Raw genomic sequence first — 26,840 nt, forward strand, 5'->3', positions numbered from 1 at the left:
ATCGAAGTACGTCCGGGCGAGCAGGTGCCTGTCGATGGCACCATCGTGAGTGGCACGAGCTATGTGAATGAGTCGATGATTACCGGCGAGGCCGAGCCGGTGGCAAAAGAAACGGGCGATAAGGTGGTTGGCGGAACCATTAATCAGCAGGGAAGTTTTCGCTTTAAGGCGACTGCGATAGGTGAAACCACGGTGCTGGCGCAAATTATCCGCATGGTTGAACAAGCACAAGGCGCGAAGCTACCTATTCAAGATACCGTTAACCGCATCACGCTGTGGTTTGTCCCAGCGGTTATGGCGGCGGCGGCATTAACCTTTTTGGTGTGGTTCTTTGCTAAAGACGTCAATGCGCTCACGTTTGCCTTAATTAACGCGGTCGCGGTACTCATCATTGCCTGCCCTTGTGCCATGGGACTTGCCACACCGACTTCGATCATGGTTGGCACAGGGCGAGGAGCCGATGAGGGCGTATTGTTTCGACAAGGCAGTGCGTTACAGCAAATTGAGAACGCGCGTATTGTAGTATTCGATAAGACTGGAACGCTGACCGCGGGTCACCCCGAGGTGGTGAGCTGGGAGGCAGTACAAGCCGATAGTGATGCGTTAATGCTAGCGGCGAGTCTAGAGCAACGCTCAGAGCACCCAACGGCTCAGGCGTTAGTTAATTACGCTGAAGCACAAAGCAAGCAGTTGACCCAACCGGAGAGTTTTAATGCTCTAGCGGGGCTTGGCGTTGAGGGTAAGGTTGATGGTCGTACGTTATTGGTCGGCTCACGTACCTTAATGGATGAGCAATCGGTTGCACTCGACAGTACCCAGCAACAAACTCAAACCATTGAACGCAATGGGCAAACGCCCCTATATGTAGCTATTGATGGTCAGTTAGCCGCGGTGTTCTCGGTCGCTGATCCTATTCGACCTTCGGCCAAGGCTTTGATTGAGCATTTAGCGGAACAGAACATACGCACCGCGATGGTTACGGGCGATGCCGAGGCGACTGCACAAAAAGTGGCAAAAGAACTCGGTATCAGTGACGTGGTGGCGGGAGTTAAGCCCGATGGCAAAGTGGCTGCGGTAGAAAAGCTGCAAGCTCAGTATGGTAAGTTAATTTTCGTTGGCGACGGTATTAATGATGCGCCCGCACTGGCGGCCGCCGACATTGGTATTGCCGTTGGAACAGGTACAGACGTGGCGATCGAAAGTGCCGATGTAGTGATGATGTCTGATGATTTGAACGGAGTGCGTAATGCATTCAGTCTATCGCGTCAGACCATGCGCAATATCCGCCAAAATTTATTTTGGGCGTTCGCCTACAATACGGCGTTGATTCCCGTGGCTGCGGGCTTATTGTATCCGTTTTGGGGCATTACTCTGTCACCGATGCTAGCCGCAGGCGCTATGGCGCTCTCAAGTGTCTTTGTTATTTCTAATGCGTTACGTCTTAAACGTATTACTTTGTAAGGAGCCTCAGTGAAGTTAGGCGTTTTTGATAGCGGGGTGGGCGGTCTGACTGTCGCCCGCTCACTGCAACGGAGCCGTTATTTTTCCGAGTTGCTCTATTTTGGTGACACGGCGCGCGTACCATACGGCAGTAAGGACAGTAATACGGTAACTCGCTACGCACTCGAAGCGGTCGAGTTTTTTAACGGTACCGATGTCGATGCCTTAATCGTTGCCTGTAATACGGTTAGTGTAGTGGCGCTGGAAACCATGCAGAAGTTTTCTAATAAACCCGTGTATGGCGTGTTAGAGCCGGGCGTGATGGCGCTTGAACAAGCAACCGAAGTAAACCATGACAGCCAGGTATTGGTGATTGCAACACGCTCGACGATTCAATCCGGGGAATACCAACGGCGTATAAAGCAGCTTGGTTTTGAGCATGCCACGGCGATGGCGACGCCGTTGTTTGTGCCGATTGTCGAGGAGGAACTTTACGAGGGCGCGATTTTACATGCCACCTTTGACCATTACTTTAGCGCGCTAGAGCGGCCAGACGTTGTGCTGTTAGGATGTACTCACTTCCCACTGATTAGCGATGCGATTAGTGAATATTTCAGTGGCGCAAAAACGATCCATTCGGGCGAAGCAATGGTACAGTGGTTAAGTCAGCATTTAGATTTAAAACGTCAGTTTGACGAAACACCGATAACCATCCACGCTTCAGAAAATGTCGAAGCGGTGCGTCGGGTGGCAAAACGGTGGCAACTTAACTTATAAGGAAGAGCCATGTTTGAAGCGTACAATGGAACCTTTATTGCCCTTGCAGTGATATTGGCAACGGTCCTACTACAATGGTTGATTGCCAGTGGTAGAAAAGCAAAAGAAGACGGTGCTATTCCAGGCAAGCCACCTCAGCAACAAGGCCATGAAAGCTTTACCTTTAGAGCGTGGCGCACGCACCAAAACAGTATCGAAAACCTCAGTGTCATGTTAGGCACGGTATTTTTAGCTGTATTAAGTGGTGCCAACCCGTTTTGGACCGCGTTACTGACGGGCTTTTTTGCGGTCGCGCGTATTCTTCACATGATTCTTTATTATGTGATAGCGACAAACAAAAATCCGAGCCCGCGTAGCTACTTTTTTATGTTGGGTTGGTTAGCTAACGTAGCTTTATTAGTGTTTACGCTTGTTCACTTAGTGACGAAGTAAGGTTAAAGCGGTTTCTTATCCGGGCTCACGAACGTACGTCTGGCTGTTGGTGAGTCCAGTGTCTCTGGCTTATAGTGCTGTGCGAGTACGGCTTTTAAGTCGTTGACTAAGTCAGCGTTCTGTTGTTTAAACTCTGTGAAGTCAGAGCAGGGTTGCTCGCTTAAACGTTGGCTCATAATACGTAGTGTCGCGACCGTTAAGGTATGATGATAGCGTTCGTTCAATGACATGATATGTTGGTTGGCACGCAACGTGGCGACCACTTCGGCAAGTGCGATCGGCCAGGGTGCACGTTTTAAATGTATCCATGCCAAACGCAAGTGCCAACTGTGATCGGTACTATCTCGAGAAAACTCGCCTTGTTCAATTGCGTTAAGAAACGCCTCGTCTGATAGCGTACGGTTATCCATAACTCTTAAGTTCTAAAAAATTTAATCTATTGTGCATCAGATACTGGTTTATTGTCGAATAAGTTCATCTATTTTTATAGGGGATTAGCCGCATCTGGTCAGTCCTGTTTTTAGAGCGTGCGTTTCGTTCAACCTAACCGCTTGATTTTCTGCTATCATCTCGGCAGTCAATTTATCTTGGTTTAGGAGTCCGAGCGCATGTCTGACGAACAAAAACGTCCTTTGTATATTCCCTATGCGGGACCATCGTTGTTAGAAACTCCGTTGCTGAATAAAGGCAGCGCGTTTAGTAAAGAAGAGCGAGCGGCATTTAATCTAACGGGCTTGCTACCGCCCCGTTATGAATCGATTGAAGAACAGGCCGAACGTGCCTATATGCAGTATAAAAGCTTTGAGACTCCACTTAATAAGCATATCTATTTGCGCGCCATTCAAGATAACAACGAAACCTTATTTTATCGCTTGCTGACCGATCATTTAGAAGAAATGATGCCGATCATTTATACCCCTACAGTGGGCGATGCGTGCGAAAAATTCTCTGATATCTATCGCAGTTCACGTGGCTTATTTATCTCCTATTCCGAGCGCGATCAGCTCGATGACATTTTACGCAATGCCACCAAGCAAAAAGTTAAAGTTATCGTCGTCACCGACGGTGAACGTATTCTTGGTTTGGGTGACCAAGGCATTGGCGGAATGGGGATCCCCATTGGTAAGCTGTCGCTTTACACGGCCTGCGGCGGTATCAGTCCAGCCTATACGCTACCAGTGATGCTTGATGTCGGCACGAATAATGAAAAACTGCTGAATGACCCAATGTATATGGGCGCGCGTCACAAACGCATTAATCAAGAGCAATATGATGAGTTTTTAGAGAAATTCATCAAAGCGGTAACACGGCGTTGGCCGGGTGTGATGCTGCAGTTTGAGGATTTCGCACAGCCCAATGCAATGCCGTTGCTTCGCCGCTATCGTGATGAGGTGTGTTGTTTCAACGACGATATTCAAGGCACGGCGTCCGTCACAGTCGGCACGTTGCTCGCTGCGTGTCGTCAGAAGGGCAAAAAGCTGAGTGAGCAGAAAGTCGTGTTTGTTGGCGCAGGGTCGGCCGGTTGTGGTATCGCTGAACAAGTGATGATTCAGATGGTTGCTGAAGGGCTGAGCGAAGAACAAGCTAAAAAGCAGATTTTCATGGTCGATCGCTATGGCTTAGTGGTTGATAGCATGAGCGACTTACGTGACTTTCAACAGGCGTTAGCGCAACCGATTGATAGCCTAAAAGACTGGCAATACAGTGGCGACTATCCGTCGCTGTTGGATGTGATTCATTGTGCTGAACCAGACGTATTGATTGGTGTTTCGGGTCAGGCGGGGTTATTCACTGAACAAGTGATTACCACGATGGCACGCTACGTTGATCAACCGATTATTTTCCCATTATCGAACCCGTCGAAGCATGTCGAAGCGCATCCTCACGACGTTATTAAGTGGACACAGGGCAAAGCGATTGTCGCAACAGGCAGCCCATTCGGCGAAGTTGAGTGGGAAGGGACCACGTATCCGATAGCGCAATGTAATAATAGCTATATCTTTCCGGGCATTGGTTTAGGTGTTATCGCGGTGAAGGCGACGCGTGTCAGTGACGAGATGTTCCGAGTGGCAAGTAAGACGCTGGCGAAAGCCTCGCCGAGTGCCAACGGTAAGAATAAGAACTTATTACCCGGTTTCACCGAGCTGGCTCAATTGAGTAAAGACATTGCCTTTGCCGTTGCGAAAGTGGCACAAGAAGAGGGCGTTGCGCTCGAAATCGATGATGAGGTACTCAAGCAACGTATTGAGAAAAACTTCTGGTCTCCTGAGTACCGTCATTACAAGCGCGTCAGCATTTAAGCTGACGCCTCGATAGCATGAACTAAATCGGCGAGTAGATCTTCTTTACGCTCAATGCCGACGGACAATCTTAGTAAGTCGTCGGGTACAGGCGTGCCCGCTCCTTCAATACTGGCACGATGCTCAATGAGGCTCTCAACACCACCGAGCGAAGTCGCGCGGTGCCATAGACGTGTTTTGGCTGCGGTGCCGACGGCTTGTTGCTCGCCTCCGACGAGTCTAATTGATAGCATGCCACCAAAGCCGCCTTCCATTTGTTTGCAGGCGATTTCATAACCGGCAAAAGAGGGGAGTCCTGGGTAGAGCACTTCACTGACCATGGGGTGTTGCTCCAGTTGTTGGGCGAGAAACATGGCCGAGTCACAGCTTTCGCGCACGCGCAAAAATAAAGTACGCATGCCGCGTAATAGCTGAGCTGCATCCATTGGGGACGGTACCGCACCTCCTTGAGCGCGTATTGCAAGAATACGTTTCCAGAAATCATCGTTTTCTCGTGTGGCAAGCGCACCGGCGATAACGTCAGAGTGACCGTTCAAGTACTTAGTGGCAGAGTGCATAACAATATCGGCACCCAACTCGAGTGGACGTGTTAGTATCGGTGTGGCTACGGTTGAATCGACTGCAACGCGCGCGCCTTGATGTTTGGCAATATCGGCAATGGCGCGAATGTCGCTCACGGTCCACATCGGGTTGCCGGGCGTTTCGAGCCAAATCAATTTGGGCTGTAGCTGCGTGATTTTATTTTCCACCTGATCGAGTTGTGTCATATCGACAAAGTGAACGTGCAATCCGGCATCGGTCGCTAGACCTTTCAGCCAGTTGCGTAACGCCCAATACATGATGTCAGGTGCCAACACGACATCGCCGGGCTTGAGTGCTTGAAATACAGCGGTCGCGGCTGCCATGCCCGAGGCAAATAGTTTCGCGTCGACGGCGTGCTCAAGTTGAGCGATTAACTTTTCTGGCGCATCGTAAGTTGGATTATCGGCGCGAGAATAGACTCTTCCGCTACGATATTGATTATCCTCATCTCTTTGATAGGTCGTTGATGTAAAAATACCCGGGATAATCGGCTTGAAAGGTTGTGTAGTGTTCTCTCCGCCTTGTGCAAGAGACGTCTGGAAACTGTCATTTATCTTTTTTGTCATAAAATCGTTTACTCAGTAATCTAATTTAGCTCTATTGCGTATGATCTGAGTGTATTTTGGTCTCAAAATGAGAGGTATTGCAATGCGTTTGTTAAAAGCTTTAATCGCGGGTTCAGTGTTGTTAGTCGCAAACTCTGCACTTGCTAACGAATGTGAACTTACAATCACTGGTTCAGATAACATGCGTTATGATAAAAGTGAACTTTCTGTACCTGCTAGCTGTTCTGAAGTAACCCTTACTTTGAAGCACTCAGGTAAGATGGGTAAGAAAGTAATGGGCCACAACTGGGTTTTGAGTCAATCAAGCGATATGCAGTCAGTGGTGCAACAAGGCATGTCGGCAGGCTTAGATAACAACTATGTGCCTGACTCGGATAAAGTGATTGCTGCAACTGATGTTATCGGTGGTGGTGAATCCACGAGTGTGACTTTTTCTACTGAAGGAATGAGTGCAGACGGTGACTATATGTTCTATTGCACATTCCCAGGTCACTCGGCGATCATGAAAGGTCAGTTCAAACTGACTCAATAAACTGAATCCAAGCGAGTTAAAAAAGCCCGCGGCTGCTTTGCACCCGCGGGTTTTTATAGGGAATTATGAAACGTTTTACATGGTGTTTGCAGGTTACTGCGTTAGTCTCATTATTGGTTGCATCGGCTGGAGCAACGGCTCAGAGCTATGGTGCGCGTGAAGCGCTTGTTAATGTTGCGCCGGTTCAATTTGAAAATGAAAAGAACCGTGTCGAAGCTGTAGGTACCGCCGAAGCACAGCGCGCTGTCACGTTGTTTTCACCGGTCAGTGAGCGTGTTACTCAGGTTAATTTTGAACCGGGTGACCGTGTGCAAGCAGGCGACCTACTCGTGCAACTGGACGACCGACGTGAGCAAGTCGCTTTGCGACAGGCGCAAATCAGTTTAAAAGATGCCGAGCGCACAGTAGAACGTTTGAAGCAAAGCTTCGAACAAGGAGCGGTGCCACAGTCCGAGCTTGATAATGCTATTTTGTTGCGTGATTTGGCGGAAGTGGAAGTCGATCGCGTAGAAACCGAGATAGCTGATCGAAAAATTATTGCACCCTTTGATGGCATTGTAGGCATTACTGATGTTGAAGAGGGTGATCGTATCAATGAGCAGACGCAAATCGCGACGATTGATGACCGCGATACGTTGCTCATCAATTTCCAAATTCCTGAAGCGGCAGTTTATTTGCTTAAGCCCGGTGTCACTCTAGAGGTGGAGCCATGGCGTTATTCAGGACAGCCTGTCAATGCTGAAATAGTAGAACTCGATTCCCGTATTAATCCTACGACGCGGATGTTTAGAGCGCGTGCGAAAGTTGATAACAAAAATGATGACTTCCTGCCGGGCACTAGTTTTCGCACAGCGATAGAACTCGCAGGCGAGGAGTTTGCGTCGATTCCCGAAGTCGCGCTGTCATGGGGTGCAGATAATCCCTACATTTGGATTGCTGAAAACAGTAAAGCGAAACGCATCGAAGTACAGATTGAACAGCGACTCGAGGGACGCGTATTAGTATCAGGCAATATTAATCGTGACGACACGCTCATTGTTGAGGGTGTGCAGAGCTTACGTGATGGCCAACCGATTAAGTATGAGATGAGCGAACTAGATGCGAGCACTGAAGAGGTGGTCGAGTAATGTCTGACAAGCAAAATTTGCCCGCGCACGAAGGTAATGATTTACCTTCGGTCTCGATTCGTCGACCTGTCCTCATTGTTGTACTTAATATTTTAATTGCGCTTGCAGGCATCGCGGCTCTGATGGGTGTTGAAGTGCGTGAATTGCCGGATGTCGACCAACCCGTAGTCACTGTTCGCGCAACATTGCCCGGTGGTGCTCCCGAGACTGTCGACGCTGAAGTGACGAGTATTTTAGAGGGTGCCGCTGCTCGTGTTTCTGGTGTTAAATCGATTCGTTCGCAGTCAGAAGAAAACTCCGCTCGTACCGTGGTTGAGTTCCAGCCGAGTGTCGACCTTGATGTTGTGGCTGCCGAAGTTCGTGAAGCAGTGAACCAAGTCCGACGAGAACTACCCGAAGATGTTGAACAAGTAAACGTTGTAAAAGCAGACGATGATGCGCGCGCAGTCCTAGATATTGCCGTCTCCAGTGATAAGTTGAGTTTAGAAGAGTTAACACGCCGGTTAGAAACAGATTTCGCGCCCGAGTTTTTGTCTATCGAGGGCGTGGCGGATGTTCGGCTTAACGGTGCCCGTGAGCGCGTGCTGCGCGTTGCACTTGATCCGCTACGTTTGACGAGTTTCGGGCTATCGGTAACGGATGTCGCCGATGCATTGCGTCAGGCTCCTTTTGATGTGCCTGCAGGGAGCTTACGCTCAACGGATCAACGTATTATTATTCGTGCCGATGCTACTTCAATTAATGCCGAGCAAGTCGAAAATATTATAATTTCGGGCGATACGCGCATTGGTGATGTCGCTCAAGCTTATTTTAGTCCTGCGGATGCGAACAGTTTTGTACGCCTAAATGGCAAGCCAGTGGTCGGCGTGGGGGTTATTCGCCAAGCGGGTTCAAATACGATTGAAATCTCTGATCAAGCGCTGGCGATGCTCGAACGTTTACGTGATCGTTTCCCGGATATGGAAATGACCGTCACTAACGACGACGCTTTATTTATTCGCAAGTCGGTTGCTGAAGTGGTAACGACTTTGGCAATAACCATCGCGTTAGTTGTCGCAACGTTGTGGGTCTTTATTGGTTCATTTCGTGCGACCATCGTGCCGGCGCTGTCGATACCTGTTGCCTTATTTGGCGCGATTGCGGCTATTTGGTTGATGGGTTTCTCGATAAATATACTGACCCTGCTTGCTCTCGTACTCGCCACTGGACTGATTGTTGATGATGCCATCGTGGTTGCTGAAAATATTCAGCGACGTCGCTCAATGGGCTTGGGAAGCAGAGCGGCAGCGGTATTGGCGACACGCGAAGTGTTTTTCGCTGTTGTTGCTACCACTGCTGTATTGGCAGCCGTTTTCGTACCTATCGCGTTTCTTCCTTCAACTGCGGGTCGCCTATTCCGAGAGTTTGGTGGTGTCCTTGCGGCGGCTGTGATTATTTCGTCATTCGTGGCGTTATCTCTCGTTCCAGCATTTACCGCAAGACTCCCCAAAAATGCCGGTAAGAAGAATATTTTTGGTCCCGTCGGCGGCTGGTTTAAAACCGGCTACGAGCGCACGCTCAAGTGGGCGCTCAATACCTCTTGGCTGATCGTGGTATTCTCAATAGTTGCGGCAACTGGGGCGGTATTTGTTTACGATAATGTAGCGAGTGAGCTGTTACCGAATGAGGACCGAGGTGTCGTCCGTATTTTCGCACGAGGTCCCGACGGTGTTGGTCTTAATTTTATGGATCGCCAAGCACGCGCGTTAGAGGAAGTACTGATTCCTTATCAACAAAACGGCGCGTTTGAGACATTGTATACAGTGGTGGGTCAATGGGACCCGAATATTGTGTTTATTACCGCCAACATGTATCCGTGGGAAGAACGTGACATTACTCAGCAGGAAGTCATCAACGAAATACGTGGACCGCTTGGACAAAATCCTGGCGCGCCCGGCCGTGCGTTTGGTAGTAACTCACTAAACGTCCGCGGTGGCCAAGGGGGCGGTGCAGTGCAGATGGCGATTACCGGTGAAAGTTATGGTGATATTTTCCAAGCTGCACGTATGTTTACCGCGGCGATTCAAGAACGTTCTGACACGTACACCAACCCCAATATTTCGTATCAGCCAACGCAACCACAGTTGCGCTTTAAAATCGATCGTCGTCGAGCCGCTGAGCTCGGCGTATCATTAAATGATGTTTCGTCGACGTTACGCGCGGCTATCAACGGCGATGATGTGGCCGATCTCAACGTAGGCGACCAGCAAATCCCGGTGATTTTACAGACCCGTTTAAGCTCGATTAAGTCGCCACAGGATATGCAGAACCTTTACGTGTCATCGACGTCCGGTGAGTTAGTGCCTATCTCGAGTGTCGCAGAAATTGTCGAGGAGGGGGTCTCAGCAGAGCTCGAGCGACATGCTCAACGTCGCGCCATTGAGGTCGAAGTTGAAATTCCGCCAGAATATCCGTTATCTGAGGCGACTGACGAATTACGTGCCATCGCTCAGGATGTGTTGCCCGATAGTATGGGTCTTATTTTCTTGGGCGAGGCACAAACATTCGAAGACACCAATCGCGAAGTGGCAATGACTTACATTTTGGCATTTTTGATTGTGTTATTAGTACTTGCTGCTCAGTTTGAGAGTGTAAATAGTGCCTTTGTAGTGATGCTGACGGTGCCCTTCGGTATCGCGGCGGCCATTTATGCGCTTGCGCTGACAGGCATTTCACTTAATATCTACTCGCAAATCGGCTTAGTGATGTTGATAGGTCTTCTGGCGAAAAACTCGGTATTGTTGGTCGAGTTCGCGGACCAATTACGTGACCGCGGACTGTCGGTGCGCGATGCGGTAGAGCAAGCGGCATCTATTCGCTTACGTCCTATCATGATGACCTTGGTCTCCACTATTTTAGGTGGGTTGCCGTTGATTCTCTCAACCGGAGCGGGTGCGGAAGCGCGCAACTCAATTGGTTGGGTCGTTTTCGGCGGTTTAGGTTTGGCGACGGTGTTTACGCTATATTTGACGCCCGTTCTATACCTTTGGCTAGCGCGCTTTACTAAGCCGCGTGCAGACGAAGCTCAACGATTGCACGATGAGTTAGAAGCGGCTAATCAACAGGGTCATTAATCGACCAGTGGTCCTTGATGCGTTGCAAAGTGCCATCGGCACGCAGTGCATCAAGGGCGTCATTAATTTGGTTGACCAATTCGGGGTTATTGTTCGAAACACCAAAAGCCACTTGCGTAGGTTGTGGAGACTGCCACAGCACTTTTAGCTTGATCCCGACCTTATCGGCAAGGTAAAGCGCAACGCGCTTGGGCATAATCACAGCTTTCACATGACCCTTGGCTAAGGCATTTATTGCCTCTTCCTTCGACGCCATCTGTTCAATGCGAAATTGACTTTTTACGCCCAGTTGACTGAGATATGCCTCCAAGGATGAGTGGCGGTCGCCGGTGATATGTTGACCGATTAAATCCTTAACACGCCTGATCTGTCTATTCTCAGCCAGGGTCAGTAGTGCGGGTTGACGGGTATAATACGCGTCGGTGAACAAAAAATAGGGTTTTCGTGCTGCACTTACTTCGGCACCCACTGCGATGGCTAAGGCATTGTGGCGTAGCAGACTCATCACATCATCCCAACTGTACGCATTAAATTGGTAACTGACTTTTAGTTGGTCAAAAACGGCTTTTGCCACATCAATATCAAAACCGCTCGCTACCCCTTTGCCATTAACAAACGGATAGGGTTCATAGCCCTTGGCCAACCCGACGGTTAACGCATCCTTTGTATCCGCCGCGGATAATGCAAAGGACGTTAAACCGATGAGTAAGAGCCAGTGAGGTTTTTTCATCCAACCGACTCTTCAGCTGCCAATTTACAACGGATATAGTCTGAGTGGTCTATATACAGCAAGTCGGCGAGTTTACGTAGCATGCTTTCCTCTAGCGGATCGAGCTCACCATCGGCATAAGCAACTTCCCATAGAGACTCAAGCAGTACAACCTTGTCTGCGTAAGCAAGTGCTTTCAGCGGAGCGGTTGACTCTTGTAGTGAAGCCGCGTCGCGGACATGTATTTTGGCGTGGTTGATGACTTCTTCCGCTGCTTCAGGCGCTTGGTCAAAATCACGCTTCAGTTCATGGATTAAGTAGTCGTGTTCACTCTGTTCAAACTTGCCATCAGCCAATGCTATTTCCATCATTAAAATAACACTCAGCGTTTCGTTTGCATCTAAGCTGCCAAAATGCGGACGGGTGTCGCTGTCATCGGCAACGCGGGTACTTAACCAAGTTTTTAGTTTCTGTAGCATGATACTTCTTTCACTCTTATGTTCAGTCGATGATATTAGGTAAACGCACAGTAAAAGTGGTTCCCTTATTTAGTTGCGATTGCACATCAATGGTTCCATTTAACTTACGTTGCACTAGGTTATAGACAATCGACAAGCCTAAACCTGAACCGCCATCGTCCCGAGCCGTGGTATAAAACGGCTCAAATATTTTATGCTGAATATCGGGCTCGATTCCTGCTCCATTATCGATAATCCGCACCACCGCATCGGTATTTTGTTTTTCTACGAAAATATCAATGTGGTGGTTTTCATCGGGGGTCTTAAACGCATGCTCAGCACAGTTACTGATCAAGTTAGTGATCACTTGAGCGAGTGCACCGCGGTATGTTTTTATGGTTAGCTCCTCTTGGCAGTGCGTTTGGATAGTGACTTTCTTCTTCTTCACCATGGGTCGTAGGCTGATCACAAGTGAACTAATGTAGTCACCCAACGAACATTCAACCAGCTCGAAGCTCGACTGATCTACAGCGGTACGTTTAAAGTTTTGAATTAAGCTAGCCGCGCGTTCTAGGTTACTGTTCATTAATGTATATGCATCAAGCGTGTCGTTGATATACTGCGTGAGCGCGTTGCGGGATATTTTACCATCTTCAAAGCTTTGCTTAAGCTTTTTAAGGCGATGTTCGCAATGTGTTGTGGCAGTTACGGCAATGCCCAATGGCGTATTGACCTCGTGTGCAACCCCCGCGACAAGCTTACCTAAAGCCGCCATTTTTTCGGTTTCAATGAGACGATCTTGGGCTTGCTTAAAATTATTAAGCGCGTCCTCTAAGGACTGTGTACGTTCGGCAACACGCTGCTCGAGATCCTCGTTGTGTTTAATGAGCAGTTGTTCGTATTTTACACGCTCTGCCGCACTGACGGCGCGACCGTAGATATCAGCAAGAATGCCGACAAAAGCCACTTCGTCTTCGGTCCAGGAACGATTAGCGCGAGAGCTCTCGCAACATAAGACCCCGATCATTTTACCTCGATGCCTTAGCGGCACATCGAGCATCGCGACAATACCGAATTTATTCAGGTAATCAGTAAGTTCATTGGTGGCAGGGTGATCTGATGCACGATTAGCGATGATAGTTCGCTCGCGTTTGAGCGCAGCAAAATAATGGGGGAAATTATTCGCGCAAATAGTCGAAGGTGATTGTTCGCCATCATCTGCATCCAATAAGTAAGTACTGGTAATGCAGGCGCTTTCATCATCGTATAACCAGATGCCAACACGATTAATAGCTAAACCTTGAATCACTGACTTAATAATCAGTTGGGTTGCTTGTTCGAGTTTTCCTTCGTCGATAATGGGCGACTTAGAAACCTGCAAGAGTATATTCTCAAGTGTTTCAACCATGACTTTATTTACCGATTGCTTATAATCCCACTATACAATAGTGGGAATTATTGTCGAACCCTTCATCAAAAGGCTTCGTTTGCTGCTGTATCGGCGACCAGTTGGCGGAACCAGCGATGCCCCGCATCATGCTGTAGCAATGGACTCCAAATCATGGTCAAAGTCAGCCCAGGAATGCGAAACGGTGGTTCCTTCGTGACCAAGTGATCGTCATCTTTGTATAAAGCGGCTGCTCGGGTCGGCAGCGTGGCAATCAGTCCTTGTCGAGCCAGGTACATAGCGACGTGGTAGTTGCGGGTAAATACTTTAATTTGTCGACGTTTACCTAGCTCTGCTAGAGCTTCGTCAACCCAACCCAGTTTCTGTACGTCTTGAGGGTCCATACCAACGCCCACGCCAAAGCCTGTTTTTGATACCCATACGTGCTGGGCTTTTAAATACTCGTCTAACGTGTAGCTATTTAGTAGCGGATGCTCACGATGGATGAGACAAGAGAATTCATCCTGCCACAGTACTTTTTGATGAAACGACTGCGGTAGTTTTTCAAAGCGATTAATGGCTAAGTCGACTTTACCATTTTCAACGTCGTGAAAACTGATATCGCTGGGTGTCATGATATCTAAGGATACATGAGGTGCCTGCTCTTCAAGCTGACTTAGTAATCGCGGCATCAGTGTTGACGCCGCGTAGTCCGATGCCATGATGCGAAAAACGCGCTTGCTAGTTGGCGCATCAAATTCGCGTACGGGCTGGATCATTTCTTCCACAGAGTAAAGCACTGTACGCAAGGACTCCTGCATGTCTAAAGCCCTTTGAGTGGGTGTCATGCCATCGGATGTTCGAACTAAAATCGGATCGTTGAGGAGGTTGCGTAGACGTTTTAGCCCATTACTCATGGCGGGTTGAGTAATATTTAATTGTGCTGCTGCGCGGGTGACGTTGCGTTCTCGCAACAGCACGTCTAGATAAACTAAGAGGTTAAGGTCGATGTCCTTGATGGTGTTCATAAAACGCAATAATCCCGATACAAAGCATGTATCGGGATTATAAATGTTATGAATGTGTAACGCTAGTGGTATACGTTACGGGTTGCGATAGCGGGCGATATTTGCGCAGCACGCAAGGCAGGTCCCCATACTGCGAACAAGCCTATTGCCCACATGGCTATCATGGCGATAGGTAAGTAGATATAGCTCAGTCTTGGTAAGTTAAAACTCGAAACGAGCCACATGTTGAGCGCAATACTGCCAGCGATGCCCAGTAGCACGCCAACACTGGTAATCATCACGTTCTCGGTGAGGAAATAACTCATGATGTCAGCTTTTTGTGCGCCAAGTGCCCGACGTGTACCAATTTGGCGGCGGCGACGGTTAATGGAAAAGCTGACTAAGCCGACAATACCCAAAGCTGTGATGATGCAGAGCACTACAATGATGGTCCACAGAATGGCTTGTAACGCAGAGTCACCGCGATAGCTATCCATACGCACCTGTGTCATGGTTTCAGTTTCTCTGACCATACGCCCCACTTCGCGCTGTTTCATAAACTGTTCAACTTGCTCGATGGCTTGTTCACGTTGTCCTGGCTTAGCTCGCACTAGATAACGCGAGTACGGCGAGTCGAATTTGTTCGGTACAAGCATCGAGTGATTGACCGTTGTCCAGCCCGTCCATGGAGCCTGTAAATGATCCATAATACCGATAATGGTCAACGGCTCATTACTTTGAATGTAAACGGTTTGGCCAACGATTTCTGTTGGGCTCAAGTCAGGAAATAAACTCTTTGCTAACGCTTCGGTCAGTATTACTGACTGCGGCCAATCCCGAGTGTTGCGGTCGCGATAACTGATTTCGGTGGCTTTAAAGTTCTCGCCAGCAATCAACTCAACATCGAGCGTATTCAGTCCATGCTCATCGGTCATGTAGAGTGCCGTTGGCACCGAGTTTTCGCCTTCACCGGCTTTGGTTTGTAAGCCCATCGACCAGCCACCGTTGCTCATCGGGATCGCATTAATCTGTACCGCATCATCCACACTCGGGAGTTGGCGGATGCCGTCCAAGTCGGTATCGATCACGTACGGCGCATCAAAATCATTGGCATAACCGACACTGGTCACGTAAAACTGATTGGCTTCATCAAGGCCTGATGAACGACCCATGAGATCGCCGCGGGCATTAATAAGGTGTATCGCATTGACGATAATAGTCATGGTCACAGCCACTTGTAGCGCGATGAGCAGGGCACCGACTTTATTGCGCATCAGAGCTCTGAAAATGGGTCCTATCTGACTCATAATTATCTCCTTAATTACTCTGATTTAAGTTGTGAAGCAGGCGGAATACGACAAGTGCGCCAGGTTGGGTAGGCACCGGCCAATACACTGCTTATGATGGCGAGCAAAATACCGATACCCAGCAGCGGCAGATTGAGTGAGGCAAGGTCTTTGACCTGATCACCGTATAAGTATTCAATACCCAGCAGACCTAATGCGGCCAAAATAAGGCCACCGATACCGCCGGCAACGCCAATGAATACGGTTTCTACCAACTGTTGCTGATAGAGCTGCATGCGGGTTGCGCCTACCGCACGTCGCAGTGCGATTTCGCCGGTTTTAAAGCTAAACTTGGTCAGTAATAGCCCGATAGTATTCAGTAAGCATACGGCTAAGAACATAAGCGACAGATACATCATCACTTCAGCATCGTCATCAACCACATTCTCATGCTCCATCCAACCCATGACATCGGTAAGCCGATTGTTCAGAGGACGCGGGAAACGACCAAGTTTCTTTTGTTCTTCGACATACGCGTTGAGAAAACTCATGTACTCTTGTTTTTCTTGCGCGCTGTCGAGCTGTACCCAGAACTGAAAGTTCACGCATTCAGAGGTCAAAAATGATTTAAAGCCTTCTCCCTCGGGCATCTTCCAGCAGTTCGTATTGCCGCTGTTAGGAAGCTCCATCGTTTCTTTTAGCTTAAACGGTAAGTAAGCATCTTCCATTTCGTTAAACGCACCGGTCGTGACATCGTAAAAACGAGGTTTAAGTACCCATTCATCGAGCACGCCGACCACACGAAATTCTTTACCCTCTAACCTGACCGTGCGACCCACTGAATTTTCGCCAGCAAAGATCTCCTCATTGGCGCTTTTGCTCAGCACGATGCTTCTGTCGCCCGTCTCATCTGCGCTATCGCTCCAGCCTTGACCATATAAAAAGGGTGCATTGAACATGGTAAAAAAGTCGTTGTGGGTGAGGCGCAAGCGTGCCAAGAACGGTTCTTTACCTAAGCCTTGTGGTTCAATAACACCACCCGACTGCGCTAAAGCGGTTTGCAGTTGAGCAGGCGCTTGCGCTTTTAGTGCGGTCGCGTCGGTGTACGTTAACTGATCGGGTGGCTCATTGGGCTCGTCATAGGGTTCATTAGGTGACCAATTATCTAACTGTACATAAAACAAGCGGTCGCTTTTTTCAGGGATAGGATCCGCCGACATTAAGTAATTGATAGTAATCGTCGTCATGGCAGCGCCAATGCCCAAGGCAATAGCACCGCTCATGAGTAGTGATAACAGCGGATGACGTTTTAAGCTGAGCCAAGCAAGTCGAGTATAATATAACCACATAAGCGCCTCCTATGCGTTCACTGTGGCGAGTTCAGGCGCACCGCGCTTTTGCTCGGTGACTTGCCCATCTAACACTTGAATATGGCGGTGGGCACGTTCAGCTTGTGACAAGTCATGGGTGACCATGACAATCGTCGTTCCGGACTGATTAATTTCCTCGAGCAAACTCATCACACTGTCGGCCATTTTGCTATCGAGGTTACCGGTAGGTTCATCGGCGAGTAGAAACAACGGGTTACCCGCTAACGCGCGAGCGATCGCAACGCGCTGTTGCTGTCCGCCCGAGAGTTGTGATGGTAGGTGACGCATACGGTTGGCGAGACCCACGACATCCAAGCTATGTTCGATACGTTCTTTGCGCTCAGCTTTACTCAGTTTGCGGTAGCGCAGTGGTACGTCGACGTTATCAAATAAATTGAGATCTGGAATGAGATTGAAGCTTTGAAAGATAAAGCCAATTTTTTCGTTCCGCAGTTGCGAGAGTTGCTTGTCGTTAAGGTTCTTAACTGAGCGCCCGTCAAGCGTGTACTCGCCGTCATCAAACGACTCGAGTAAACCCGCGATATTTAAAAAGGTGGTTTTGCCAGAGCCTGAAGGACCGGTGACCGCAACGAAATCGCCCTCATTAACGGTAAGGCTAAACTGTTTAAGTGCGTGGGTTTCGACAGTCTCTGTACGAAATACTTTAGTGATGTTGTTCATTACAAGCATGGTGTATTCCTTATTGATTGATAACGACGCTTTCGGCACCGTTGAATGATTGAGTATCAGAAATGATGACGCGATCGCCGACCTTCAGACCCGAAATGATTTCCACTTTTGATAGGCTACTAGCGCCTGTTTGAATAGGCGTTTTTAGTGCGATACCGTCGCTAACCACGTAAGCAACGCGACCACCTTGATTCTGCAGGAAAGGTCCCCGCTGCAGAGTCATCACGTCGTCTTTTTGGTCGAGAATAATGCGGCTCGTTAAACGTTGGTTTTGGCGCAGCCCCGCGGGTGTGTCTTCGCTGAAACGCAATGTGCCGATGACTTCGTTATTGCGAATTTCAGGCGAAACCGCGACGAGAGTGGCTTTATGGAGCTGGCCGTTGTAGTTGATTTCAGCCGCCATACCAATGGCGAGGTCATCGGCGTAGCTTTCTGGAATACCGAGCTCTACCTCAAACTCGGATAAGTCGACAACACCCAACACGGCTTGGTTTTTGGCGACTTGATTCTTTTGATCGACTTCTAAGTTACCCACAATACCGTTAACTGGCGAAGCGATAGTCAAACCATCGACTTGACGTTGCAATTCGTTCACGAGTAATTGTTGGCGGTCCACTTTAAGTTGCAGCGACTGAATATCGAAAGCCAAGCTCTCGCTATTGAGTTTGGCATCCTGCACCGCGTGCTTGTATACGACTTGGGCGTTATCCAATTCGTCTTGCGCTTTTTCATAGTCGATTTCGCTGATGGCTTGCTTTTCCCAAGCTCTGTCAGCACGGCGCTTTTCGCGATCCGCGGCTGTCAGGGTGACGTGTGCTAAATCAACTAATTTTTGATTTTCTAAAGCGGCTTTTTTGGAGTTGATGCGCTGGCGGTCCAGTTCCATTTTTAAGCTGGCTAAACTCGCCTGTTCTTGCTCGAGCTTGCTTTTTAGCTCGGGACTTTCGATGGTCGCCAATGCTTGACCTTGCTCCACCGCATCACCTGCTCCCACGTGATAAGTGATCACCCCTTCAGCTGGCGCATACAAAGTGGGACTCACGGCAGCAACCACTTTGCCCTGAATCGATACATCTCGCGTAAAGTTGCCTTGCTCTACGGTTGCATAGCGCAGCTCACTTGACTCTACAGCCGCCTCGGCTGAAGACCAGGTGGTGAGCATCGGAATACTCACAGCGATAAGGGCCGCAGCGGCAATACCGGCCATCCCCCATTTGATCCAAGGTGTTTTTTTAGGTGCGCGAACAACGTCTTGTCCGCTGGTGTCTGATATCTTAGTCATAAGGTTCCCTCTGATTTAACTTGATTAATAAGTCGCTATAAGAGAGAAAAGGGTTGTATTTTGATGTGTGTAAGAATGTAAGCAGATATATCAACCGCGAGAAAAAGCTGAATGAGCACTGATTTAAACCGAGCCGATGAACTTGCGCGACTTATCTTAGCGGGCTTTCACAGCCACTTTAGTCGCTTTCAATTGCTTACGCAGGGCGCTGCTGAACGCTTTTTAGCGCAACGTTGGCAGGACGTTATTGGCGCGGCGGCAGAGCGGATAAGTTACTATGACAAACAAGTGGCGCTAACCAGCGATGAGTTGTTGCAGTATCAAACGCAATTTGATGAAGCCTTATGGTTGAGCGTCCGGCAACGCTACCAGTCGCTGTTGCAGTTTCATCCGCAAGCGGATTTAGCCGAAACTTTTTATAATTCGGTATTCTGTCGTGCGTTTGAGCGTCAGTATTTTCACAATGCTTTTATTTTTGTCGAGTCGACGTTAGAGGAACGCACCCCGGTTCCTATTGAGCACGTTTATCAGTCTTATTTCCCTGTCTATCAAGGCTTCACCCAAACATTAGAACAGTTATTTTTAGATTTAGGCTTAGGGGATACCTTCGAGAACCTTAAACATGATGTCGAACAGCTGCGTGCCACCTTTTTGCAACGTGCTATAGAAGACGAAGTAGAACCGCACGAAGTGCGTATCGATGTACTGAAAACGCCCTTTTATCGAAATAAAGCAGCCTACGTAGTTGGCCGCATAGTCACTCAGCAACACAGCTATCCGTTTATTGTACCTATTTTGATTAATCCCGAGGGGCGGTTGTATGTGGATGCCTTTATTACTCAGTCGGACAGAATGGCGGCGATATTTGGTTTTGCGCGTTCGTATTTTATGGTGCAAACCGAGGCTCCATCGGCATTAGTACGCTTTCTGAAACAACTCATGCCGCGCAAGACGTTTTCCGAGCTCTATTCTTCAATTGGCTTTCATAAGCAGGCTAAGACTGAGTTTTACCGTGACTTTTTAAAACAACTTGCCAACTCCAATGAGCAACTTAGCGCAGCGCCTGGGGTAAAAGGAATGGTGATGACGGTATTTACACTGCCATCGTTCCCTTACGTGTTTAAAGTGATTAAGGACGAGCTAGGCGATACCAAAGGCTTCGGCCGGAATACGGTGATCGAACGCTATCGCATGGTTAAACAGCACGACCGTGTAGGACGTATGGCAGATACCCTCGAGTTCTCTGATGTAGCGATTCCTAAGCACCGTATTGCCGATGATTTAATGGACGAGCTGTTAACGACCGTTGGTGGCAGTATTCGTTTCGAAGGCGATTTACTGGTGATTAGCCAGTGTTTTGTTGAGCGTCGCATGATACCGCTCAACATGTATTTAGAGTATGCCAGTGAGGCTGAACAGGCAGCGGCTATCGATGACTATGGTCGTGCGATTAAAGATATGATCGCGGCGAATATATTCCCCGGCGATATGCTGTTGAAGAACTTCGGTGTGACACGCCACAAGCGCGTAGTTTTTTATGACTATGACGAGGTGCGTTACCTCACTGATATGAATTTTAAGTCACTCGCTAAAGCCGATCATGAAGTGTCTTTTGCGCCGGACGATGTGTTTCCCGAACAGTTGGCCATATTCGCGGTGCCACAGCCACGCTACCGCGAACTCCTGTTAAGTGCTCATCCGGAGTTGGTTGATCCGATGTATTGGCGGCAGCGCCAGCAAGATATCAAGGAGGGGGTAATTAAAGATATCTTCCCGTACGCTGCCGATTTACGCTTTACGCGGTCGTTTTAAACTGGTCTTCTTCAGTTGAACCGGTTAATGCGGTGACAGATGAGCTGCCGCCTTGAATCGCATTAGTGAGTGAATCAAAGTAGCCAGTACCGACTTCTTGTTGGTGAGCCACGAACGTATAACCTTTTTCTGCGGCATCAAATTCTTGTTGCTGCAGACGAACGTACGCTGACATATCGTTACGAGCATAGTCGTGTGCGAGCTCAAACATGTGATACCACATGTTGTGAACACCCGCTAAGGTAATGAACTGGAACTTATAGCCCATGGCAGCCAGTTCGCGTTGGAACTTCGCGATAGTGGCATCGTCGAGGTTGCGCTTCCAGTTAAACGAAGGTGAACAGTTGTAGGCTAAGAGTTTGCCCGGATACTTAGCATGCACCGCCTCGGCAAATTGACGTGCCTCGTCGAGGTCAGGCTTGGCTGTTTCACACCAAATTAAATCCGCATAAGGCGCATAAGCAAGACCGCGCGAAATAGCTTGCTCAATACCGGGTTTCACACGGTAAAAACCTTCAGCGGTGCGTTCACCGGTAACGAATGGTTTATCGTTATCGTCGAAGTCCGACGTTAGCAGGTCGGCGGCATTGGCGTCGGTGCGTGCTACGATCAACGTAGGTACGCCCTCAACATCGGTCGCAAAACGCGCTGCTATGAGTTTTTGCACCGCCTCTTGGGTAGGTACTAAAACCTTACCGCCCATATGGCCGCACTTTTTAACTGACGCTAACTGATCTTCAAAGTGCACGCCCGCAGCACCACATTGAATCATACGCTTCATTAATTCATAGGCGTTTAATACACCGCCAAAGCCTGCCTCGGCATCCGCGACGATAGGTGCAAAATAGTCAATGTATTGCTCATCATCTGGGCTGATACCTTTTGACCATTGAATTTGGTCAGCACGAGCAAACGAGTTGTTGATGCGCTCAACGACGGTTGGTACAGAATCGACGGGATAAAGCGACTGATCTGGATACATATTGCGTGACGAGTTATTGTCAGCCGCGACTTGCCAGCCCGAGAGGTAAATCGCCTGTAACCCCGCTTTGACTTGTTGAACCGCTTGTCCACCAGTCAAAGCGCCAAGTGCATTGACGTAATCTTTGCCAAATTTTTGCTGAGCTTCACCGTTAATCAAGCGCCATAGTTTGTCGGCACCGTGCTGCGCGTATGTATGTTGCACTTGCAATGAGCCTCTAAGTTTTACTACTTCTTCGGCGCTATAGGGGCGTTTAACCTGTGCCCAACGGGCATCGTTTTTCCAGCTTTGTTCAAGCGCTTTAGCTTGTTCTGCTTGTTGTGTTGATAAAGTCATGATGTTGTCCTGTTGTCTGGTTAATTAATCAAGTTGTTGGTAGCCGGGTAGTGTGAGGAACTCCACTAACTCATCGGCAGTTGTGATGTCTTCGAGTAACGCGACGGCTTTATCAAAAGGCTGCTGTTGCCACATTGATTCACCCACTTCTTGTTTCACTTTCGCTGCTTCTTCGGCGAGGAATTGTTTGAATAGAGCCTTAGTGACAGAAGTCCCGTTACTGAGGGATTTTTCGTGCTTTATCCACTGCCAAATTGATGCCCGCGAAATTTCTGCGGTAGCAGCGTCTTCCATCAATCCGTATATAGGCACGCAACCGCGACCATCGAGCCACGCGCTGATGTATTGCAATGCAACTCGGATATTGGTGCGCATGCCTGCCTCAGTACGCTCACCGTCACATGGGGTGAGTAATTGTGATGCAGTGATGGCATGATCTTGCTCACGCAAGACATTCAGTTGATTATCGCCGCTGAGCTGGTCAACAAATATCGTGCTAACGGTGTCGGCAAGCCCAGGATGAGCAATCCAAGTACCATCGTGGCCATTATCAAACTCGAGCTGCTTGTCCTTGGCGACTTTAGCGAGAATTTGTTCATTTTCGCTGGCATCTTTACTCGGAATAAACGCCGCCATACCGCCCATCGCGAGCGCACCCCGTTTGTGGCAGGTATGTACCAGTAGACGCGAATAAGCGTTAAGGAACGGTTGCGACATCGTGACTTGCTGGCGATCGGGGAGCACACGATCAGAGTGGTTTTTCAGGGTTTTTATATAACTAAAAATATAATCCCAACGACCGCAGTTGAGTGCCGCGATATGGTCGCGAAGCGCATGCAGGATCTCATGCATTTGGAAAACCGCAGGCAATGTTTCGATCAGTACTGTTGCACGAATGGTGCCCGGCTTGAGCTGAAAGCGTTGTTCCGAATAGTGAAATACATCGCTCCACCACTGTGCTTCGATACTGTGTTCTAATTTGGGTAAATAGAAATAGACGCCCGTACCTTCATCTAATCGGACGCGATAGTTGTGGTAAAAATACAATGCAAAATCAAGCAGAGCACCTGGCACAGGCAAATCTTCAAAGCACAAATGCTTTTCTGGCAGATGTAATCCACGTACCCGCGCAATTAACAGCGCGGGGTTGGGATTCACGTTGTATGCTTTGCCGCTCTTTGGATCCTGGTAACTCAGCGTGTTGCGGTTGGCGTCAATTAAATTAACTTGACCGTCGAGCAACCCATCCCAAGTCGGTGATTGGGAGTCCTCGAAATCGGCCATATAGCAGTCAACATTGGCGTTGAGTGCATTAATAACCATTTTACGATCAACCGGACCGGTGATTTCAATGCGACGGCGAGTCAGATCTTTGGGTAATGGGCGAATATGCCAATCGCCCTCGCGAATGGTTTGGGTGTTCGGATCAAAGTCGGGTAGTTCGCCTGCATCGATACGCTGTTGTCTTTTTGACCGAGTATCTAGCAATTCTGCATGACGTGGCATGAAGCGTTCGCACAAGTCGGCAAAATAGGACATAAATTGTGGCGTAAATAAGCGCGCTTGATGGGGCACTGATTTCGCATTAAAGGAAAGTCGAGATGTCATAACCTGAACCTGATGTTAGTAGTTTGTTAACACAGATTCAGCTTAGAGTGGGGTGTGATATTCGTCTAATTTATACGGATGATGGCGGCTATTTTCTATACTTATTTTACTTATGGTCTCTAGGCGATTAAAAATTGTGCGGGGACATGCATCCCCGCACATTGAGTCTTACACTTTGAAGCGCTCGACTAAGTTGTTTAGATCCACTGCTAAGCGTGATAACTCTTGGCTTGAAGCGCTGGTTTGCTCAGCGCCTGAGGCTGTCGAGTTGGACAGGTCGCGGATACTAACTAGGTTTCTATCGACATCGCGTGCTACGTTGGCTTGTTCCTCCGCAGCGCTAGCGATTGACGTGTTATGCGTATTAATTTCGCTAACCGCTGTTGCAATCTGTTTTAATGCATCACCGGCTTCACGCGCAATATCCAAAGTTCGAGAGGCGCGCTCTAAACTCTGTTTCATGGTATTCACAGAACGGTCGCTAGAATCATTAATTGCGGCGACCATGTCTTCGATCTCAACCGTTGATTGCTGAGTTTTGTGAGCTAGTGAGCGTACTTCATCTGCAACCACTGCAAAGCCACGACCGGACTCGCCCGCACGCGCGGCTTCTATCGCTGCGTTGAGTGCCAGCAAGTTGGTTTGCTCAGCAATACCGCGGATAACTTCCAGCACCTTAGTAATGCCTTTAACCTTTTCGGCAAGCTCAGTGACATTATTCGATGAGTCGCCAATTTCTTGGGATAACTCTTCAATCGCTGTAACGGTCTTGATAACACGGTCGTTACCAAACTGAGCACGTTCGTCGGCAGCATCGGATGCTTCCGAGGCACTCTGTGCATCGTGCGCTACATTCTCAACGGCAGTGGTTAACTCGTTAACCGCAGTGGCTGCTTGTTCGAGCTCTTCTGTTTGTTGCTGAATGGTTCGGCTACTGTCATCGGTCACCGAGCTGAGCTCTTCCGAGGTTGAGGCCAACTGCTGAGATGACTGCGCAATTTGGCCCATTGAGTCACGTAGCTCACGCTGCGTCTCGATAAGTTGGCGAAGTAGTTGTGCCGGCTCATCAGAGCCCTGAACAGAGATATGCTGTGTTAGATCGCGTTGGGCGATAGTCTCGGCAAATTTAACCGCGCCGCGCAGCGGAGTGACAATGCTGCGTGTGAGTAAGAAAGCAAATACAGTCACTAAAATAAGTGCAATGATAATAGCGGTGATTACGCCTATTTTTGCAGTGCTTGCAATATCTCTGGCTTGATCTGAAACGGTGTCTATTTGTTTCATTTCTTGAGCAAGCAGGTCATCAAGCACACCCGATATCTTATCAGTTAAAGGTAAGACAGTGTTTTCTCGTAAAGATGCAACGGGCTCGTCTAACTGTGCCTTTACTAACTTTAGAAATTGCTCATCATGTTGCCAGTATTCATCTAATAAGCTTTTTAACTTTTTAAAACGATTAGCTACTTCGTCTCGCTCGATGAACTCCTCATATTCAGCGAGGTTTCGGTCAAGACTGCTCCGTGCATCAGCATACTTATCTAAATAAACGTTTAAACGAGTACTGTCGTCCATATATGTTGCTACGTTGGCTGCATGAACACGAACGCGCAAAAACTCACGGTCCAGATCATTGACGTTGTCAACTGCCGGCACTTGATGATCAGTGATGGCGTCAAGCTGTGTCACAACGCCATCAAGTCGCATCAATGCGAAAACGCCGAGTCCCAAAACGATTGCACCTAGCAATCCGAAGGTAGCGGCTAATCTCGTTCCAATCGAGAAATTTCTAAACATACTTCCCTCTAATTTTTATCAATATAACCTAGCTGTATAAAACATCCTTTTATCGGCTTATGTCGTTAAAACATGAATCCTTTATCAGTCGACGAAACTGGGCTGCTGTGGTTTTTATGTCATCGAGCTCTAAATACTCATTGGGCTGATGTGCCTGTTTAATAGAGCCTGGACCCATGACCAGTGTTTGGCATCCGAGCTGCTGTAAGAACGGCGCTTCGGTACAGTAATTCACTGCCTGCGCTGATGAACCCGCGATACGTTCAGCCAATGCCACCAAGGCCCCATCCGGAGCCTGCTCAAAACCTGCGATAGGTTCATGCATTGCAATAAGGTCGACTGCGTTGGGGTATTTTAACATAACGGGTTTCAACAATTGATTCAGGTCACCGTACAAATCGGTAATACTCATCCCGGGTAACGGTCTAATATCCAACTGAAGCTCGCAACAGCCACAAATTCGGTTGGCGTTGTCGCCACCGTGTATCGAGCCAAAATTCATTGTTGGATAATGAATGTCAAACAGCTTGTTTGAATATTTATGCGAAATAATTTGTTTAAACGACAGTAGCTTTTCAATAACTTCATGCATCACTTCAATCGCATTCAAACCCAGGCTTGGATCAGAGCTGTGACCGGTTCGCCCGATGACCTTAATGGATTCGGTTATATGGCCTTTGTGGGCGCGTATTGGCTGCATTTCAGTCGGCTCACCAATAACACAAAAATCAGGTTTGAGATTGGTAAATTGGTCAACTTGGCGAGCACCTGCCATGGTGGTTTCTTCGTCTGCAGTCGCGAGTATCATGATCGGCTTAGTTTGATATTGCGCGGGTAGCTGCTTTAATTCTTCAATGATGAAAGCAAAGAAGCCTTTCATATCAATCGAGCCCAAGCCATACCAACGATTATCTTTCTCTGTCAGTTTAAACGGATCGAATTGCCACCGTTGCTGGTCATAGGGAACCGTGTCCGTATGTCCAGAGAGCAATAGTCCGCCACTGCCGTGGCCGCGTTTAGCCAGTAAATTAAATTTACTAGGATTACTTGTCAGAGGTTGAATTTCGACATCGAAATCCAATTGTTCCAACCAATCCGCCAGTAACTCGATAACTGCTTTATTGGAATGATCCCAGCTTGGGTCGAGGGAGCTGATCGATGGGCGAGCTATCAGCGCTTGATACATTTTAAAAAAGGATGGAATCGACATAGATAATTATCCATAAAAGTTGCATAAATATATTTATTCA

Annotated in this window: 22 protein-coding genes; 8 read left to right on the forward strand and 14 right to left on the reverse strand. The window is 48.4% G+C overall.

All coding sequences use genetic code 11. From position 1 onward, the window contains the following. The 3 genes from ABNS04_RS05105 to ABNS04_RS05115 all read left to right on the forward strand — a co-directional run. Window positions 1–1,461 (forward strand): copper-translocating P-type ATPase (locus ABNS04_RS05105; protein WP_348671215.1); only part of this gene is annotated, 1,461 nt, incomplete at its 5' end. Window positions 1,462–1,470: 9 nt separating this feature from the next. Next, the gene (murI, locus tag ABNS04_RS05110) at window positions 1,471–2,217 is read left to right on the forward strand and encodes a glutamate racemase (protein WP_006956304.1); all 747 of its coding nucleotides are present in this window, start codon (window positions 1,471–1,473) and stop codon (window positions 2,215–2,217) included. A gap of 9 nt (window positions 2,218–2,226) precedes the next feature. Further along, window positions 2,227–2,649: an MAPEG family protein gene (locus tag ABNS04_RS05115; protein WP_006956302.1), complete on the forward strand. Its 423-nt coding sequence runs from the start codon at window positions 2,227–2,229 to the stop codon at window positions 2,647–2,649. A 2-nt stretch (window positions 2,650–2,651) separates the two neighbouring features. On the opposite strand, the gene ABNS04_RS05120 is transcribed toward ABNS04_RS05115, so the two are convergent. Further along, window positions 2,652–3,059 carry a hypothetical protein gene (locus tag ABNS04_RS05120; RefSeq protein WP_272978035.1) on the reverse strand — a complete coding sequence of 136 codons (408 nt, stop codon included), beginning with the start codon at window positions 3,057–3,059 and terminating at the stop codon, window positions 2,652–2,654. 198 nt (window positions 3,060–3,257) lie between these two features. Between ABNS04_RS05120 and ABNS04_RS05125 the strand changes: the two genes are divergently transcribed. Then, window positions 3,258–4,949: an NAD-dependent malic enzyme gene (locus ABNS04_RS05125; RefSeq protein WP_272978036.1), complete on the forward strand. Its 1,692-nt coding sequence runs from the start codon at window positions 3,258–3,260 to the stop codon at window positions 4,947–4,949. On the opposite strand, the gene ABNS04_RS05130 is transcribed toward ABNS04_RS05125, so the two are convergent. Then, entirely contained in the window at window positions 4,946–6,097 is a 1,152-nt protein-coding gene (locus tag ABNS04_RS05130) for a PLP-dependent aspartate aminotransferase family protein (protein WP_006956296.1), read from the reverse strand. The two genes, ABNS04_RS05125 and ABNS04_RS05130, sit on opposite strands and share 4 nt — an antisense overlap. Window positions 6,098–6,179: 82 nt before the next feature. On the opposite strand from ABNS04_RS05130, the gene azu reads away from it, so the two are divergent. The 3 genes from azu (at window position 6,180) to ABNS04_RS05145 (ending at window position 10,869) form a co-directional block, all read left to right on the forward strand. Next, entirely contained in the window at window positions 6,180–6,629 is a 450-nt protein-coding gene (azu, locus tag ABNS04_RS05135) for an azurin (protein ID WP_006956293.1), read from the forward strand. Between the two features lie 65 nt (window positions 6,630–6,694). Continuing rightward, complete coding sequence (locus tag ABNS04_RS05140; protein ID WP_006956292.1) at window positions 6,695–7,756, forward strand: efflux RND transporter periplasmic adaptor subunit; 1,062 nt, start codon at window positions 6,695–6,697, stop codon at window positions 7,754–7,756. Then, a complete protein-coding gene (locus tag ABNS04_RS05145; RefSeq protein ID WP_006956291.1) occupies window positions 7,756–10,869 on the forward strand; it encodes an efflux RND transporter permease subunit in 3,114 nt (1,037 codons plus the stop codon). Before ABNS04_RS05140 ends, ABNS04_RS05145 begins: the two co-directional genes overlap by 1 nt. Here the strand turns inward: ABNS04_RS05145 and ABNS04_RS05150 are convergent. From ABNS04_RS05150 to ABNS04_RS05185, 8 genes are all read right to left on the reverse strand, one after another. After that, window positions 10,850–11,599 (reverse strand): transporter substrate-binding domain-containing protein, encoded by a 750-nt coding sequence (locus ABNS04_RS05150; RefSeq protein ID WP_272978037.1) that lies wholly within the window; start codon window positions 11,597–11,599, stop codon window positions 10,850–10,852. The genes ABNS04_RS05145 and ABNS04_RS05150 overlap by 20 nt on opposite strands. Continuing rightward, a complete protein-coding gene (locus ABNS04_RS05155; RefSeq protein WP_006956289.1) occupies window positions 11,596–12,057 on the reverse strand; it encodes a TerB family tellurite resistance protein in 462 nt (153 codons plus the stop codon). The genes ABNS04_RS05150 and ABNS04_RS05155 overlap by 4 nt, the downstream gene beginning before the upstream one ends. Before the next feature lie 22 nt (window positions 12,058–12,079). Continuing rightward, a complete protein-coding gene (locus ABNS04_RS05160; protein ID WP_272978038.1) occupies window positions 12,080–13,444 on the reverse strand; it encodes a GAF domain-containing sensor histidine kinase in 1,365 nt (454 codons plus the stop codon). Between the two features lie 65 nt (window positions 13,445–13,509). Next, window positions 13,510–14,451, reverse strand: coding sequence for a LysR family transcriptional regulator (locus ABNS04_RS05165; RefSeq protein WP_071464094.1), 942 nt, complete (start codon window positions 14,449–14,451; stop codon window positions 13,510–13,512). Window positions 14,452–14,513: 62 nt separating this feature from the next. Continuing rightward, window positions 14,514–15,737 carry an FtsX-like permease family protein gene (locus tag ABNS04_RS05170; RefSeq protein ID WP_272978039.1) on the reverse strand — a complete coding sequence of 408 codons (1,224 nt, stop codon included), beginning with the start codon at window positions 15,735–15,737 and terminating at the stop codon, window positions 14,514–14,516. A 14-nt stretch (window positions 15,738–15,751) separates the two neighbouring features. Beyond that, window positions 15,752–17,065, reverse strand: coding sequence for an ABC transporter permease (locus tag ABNS04_RS05175; protein WP_272978040.1), 1,314 nt, complete (start codon window positions 17,063–17,065; stop codon window positions 15,752–15,754). A 9-nt stretch (window positions 17,066–17,074) separates the two neighbouring features. Beyond that, window positions 17,075–17,776 carry an ABC transporter ATP-binding protein gene (locus tag ABNS04_RS05180; RefSeq protein ID WP_006956284.1) on the reverse strand — a complete coding sequence of 234 codons (702 nt, stop codon included), beginning with the start codon at window positions 17,774–17,776 and terminating at the stop codon, window positions 17,075–17,077. A gap of 10 nt (window positions 17,777–17,786) precedes the next feature. After that, entirely contained in the window at window positions 17,787–19,058 is a 1,272-nt protein-coding gene (locus ABNS04_RS05185) for an HlyD family efflux transporter periplasmic adaptor subunit (RefSeq protein ID WP_006956283.1), read from the reverse strand. A 111-nt stretch (window positions 19,059–19,169) separates the two neighbouring features. Here ABNS04_RS05185 and aceK point away from each other — a divergent pair, with 111 nt between their 5' ends. After that, window positions 19,170–20,870 carry a bifunctional isocitrate dehydrogenase kinase/phosphatase gene (aceK, locus tag ABNS04_RS05190; protein WP_272978041.1) on the forward strand — a complete coding sequence of 567 codons (1,701 nt, stop codon included), beginning with the start codon at window positions 19,170–19,172 and terminating at the stop codon, window positions 20,868–20,870. On the opposite strand, the gene aceA is transcribed toward aceK, so the two are convergent. From aceA to argE, 4 genes are all read right to left on the reverse strand, one after another. Further along, window positions 20,854–22,188, reverse strand: a complete 1,335-nt coding sequence (gene aceA, locus ABNS04_RS05195) for an isocitrate lyase (RefSeq protein ID WP_006956281.1) — start codon at window positions 22,186–22,188, stop codon at window positions 20,854–20,856. The two genes, aceK and aceA, sit on opposite strands and share 17 nt — an antisense overlap. 24 nt (window positions 22,189–22,212) lie before the next feature. Beyond that, window positions 22,213–23,796: a malate synthase A gene (aceB, locus tag ABNS04_RS05200; protein ID WP_272978042.1), complete on the reverse strand. Its 1,584-nt coding sequence runs from the start codon at window positions 23,794–23,796 to the stop codon at window positions 22,213–22,215. A 168-nt stretch (window positions 23,797–23,964) separates the two neighbouring features. Then, window positions 23,965–25,590, reverse strand: coding sequence for a methyl-accepting chemotaxis protein (locus tag ABNS04_RS05205; RefSeq protein WP_272978043.1), 1,626 nt, complete (start codon window positions 25,588–25,590; stop codon window positions 23,965–23,967). A gap of 49 nt (window positions 25,591–25,639) precedes the next feature. Next, entirely contained in the window at window positions 25,640–26,800 is a 1,161-nt protein-coding gene (gene argE / locus ABNS04_RS05210) for an acetylornithine deacetylase (protein ID WP_272978044.1), read from the reverse strand. Window positions 26,801–26,840: the final 40 nt, after the last annotated feature.

This window comes from uncultured Idiomarina sp. (assembly GCF_964010655.1).
Lineage (GTDB): Bacteria > Pseudomonadota > Gammaproteobacteria > Enterobacterales > Alteromonadaceae > Idiomarina > Idiomarina baltica.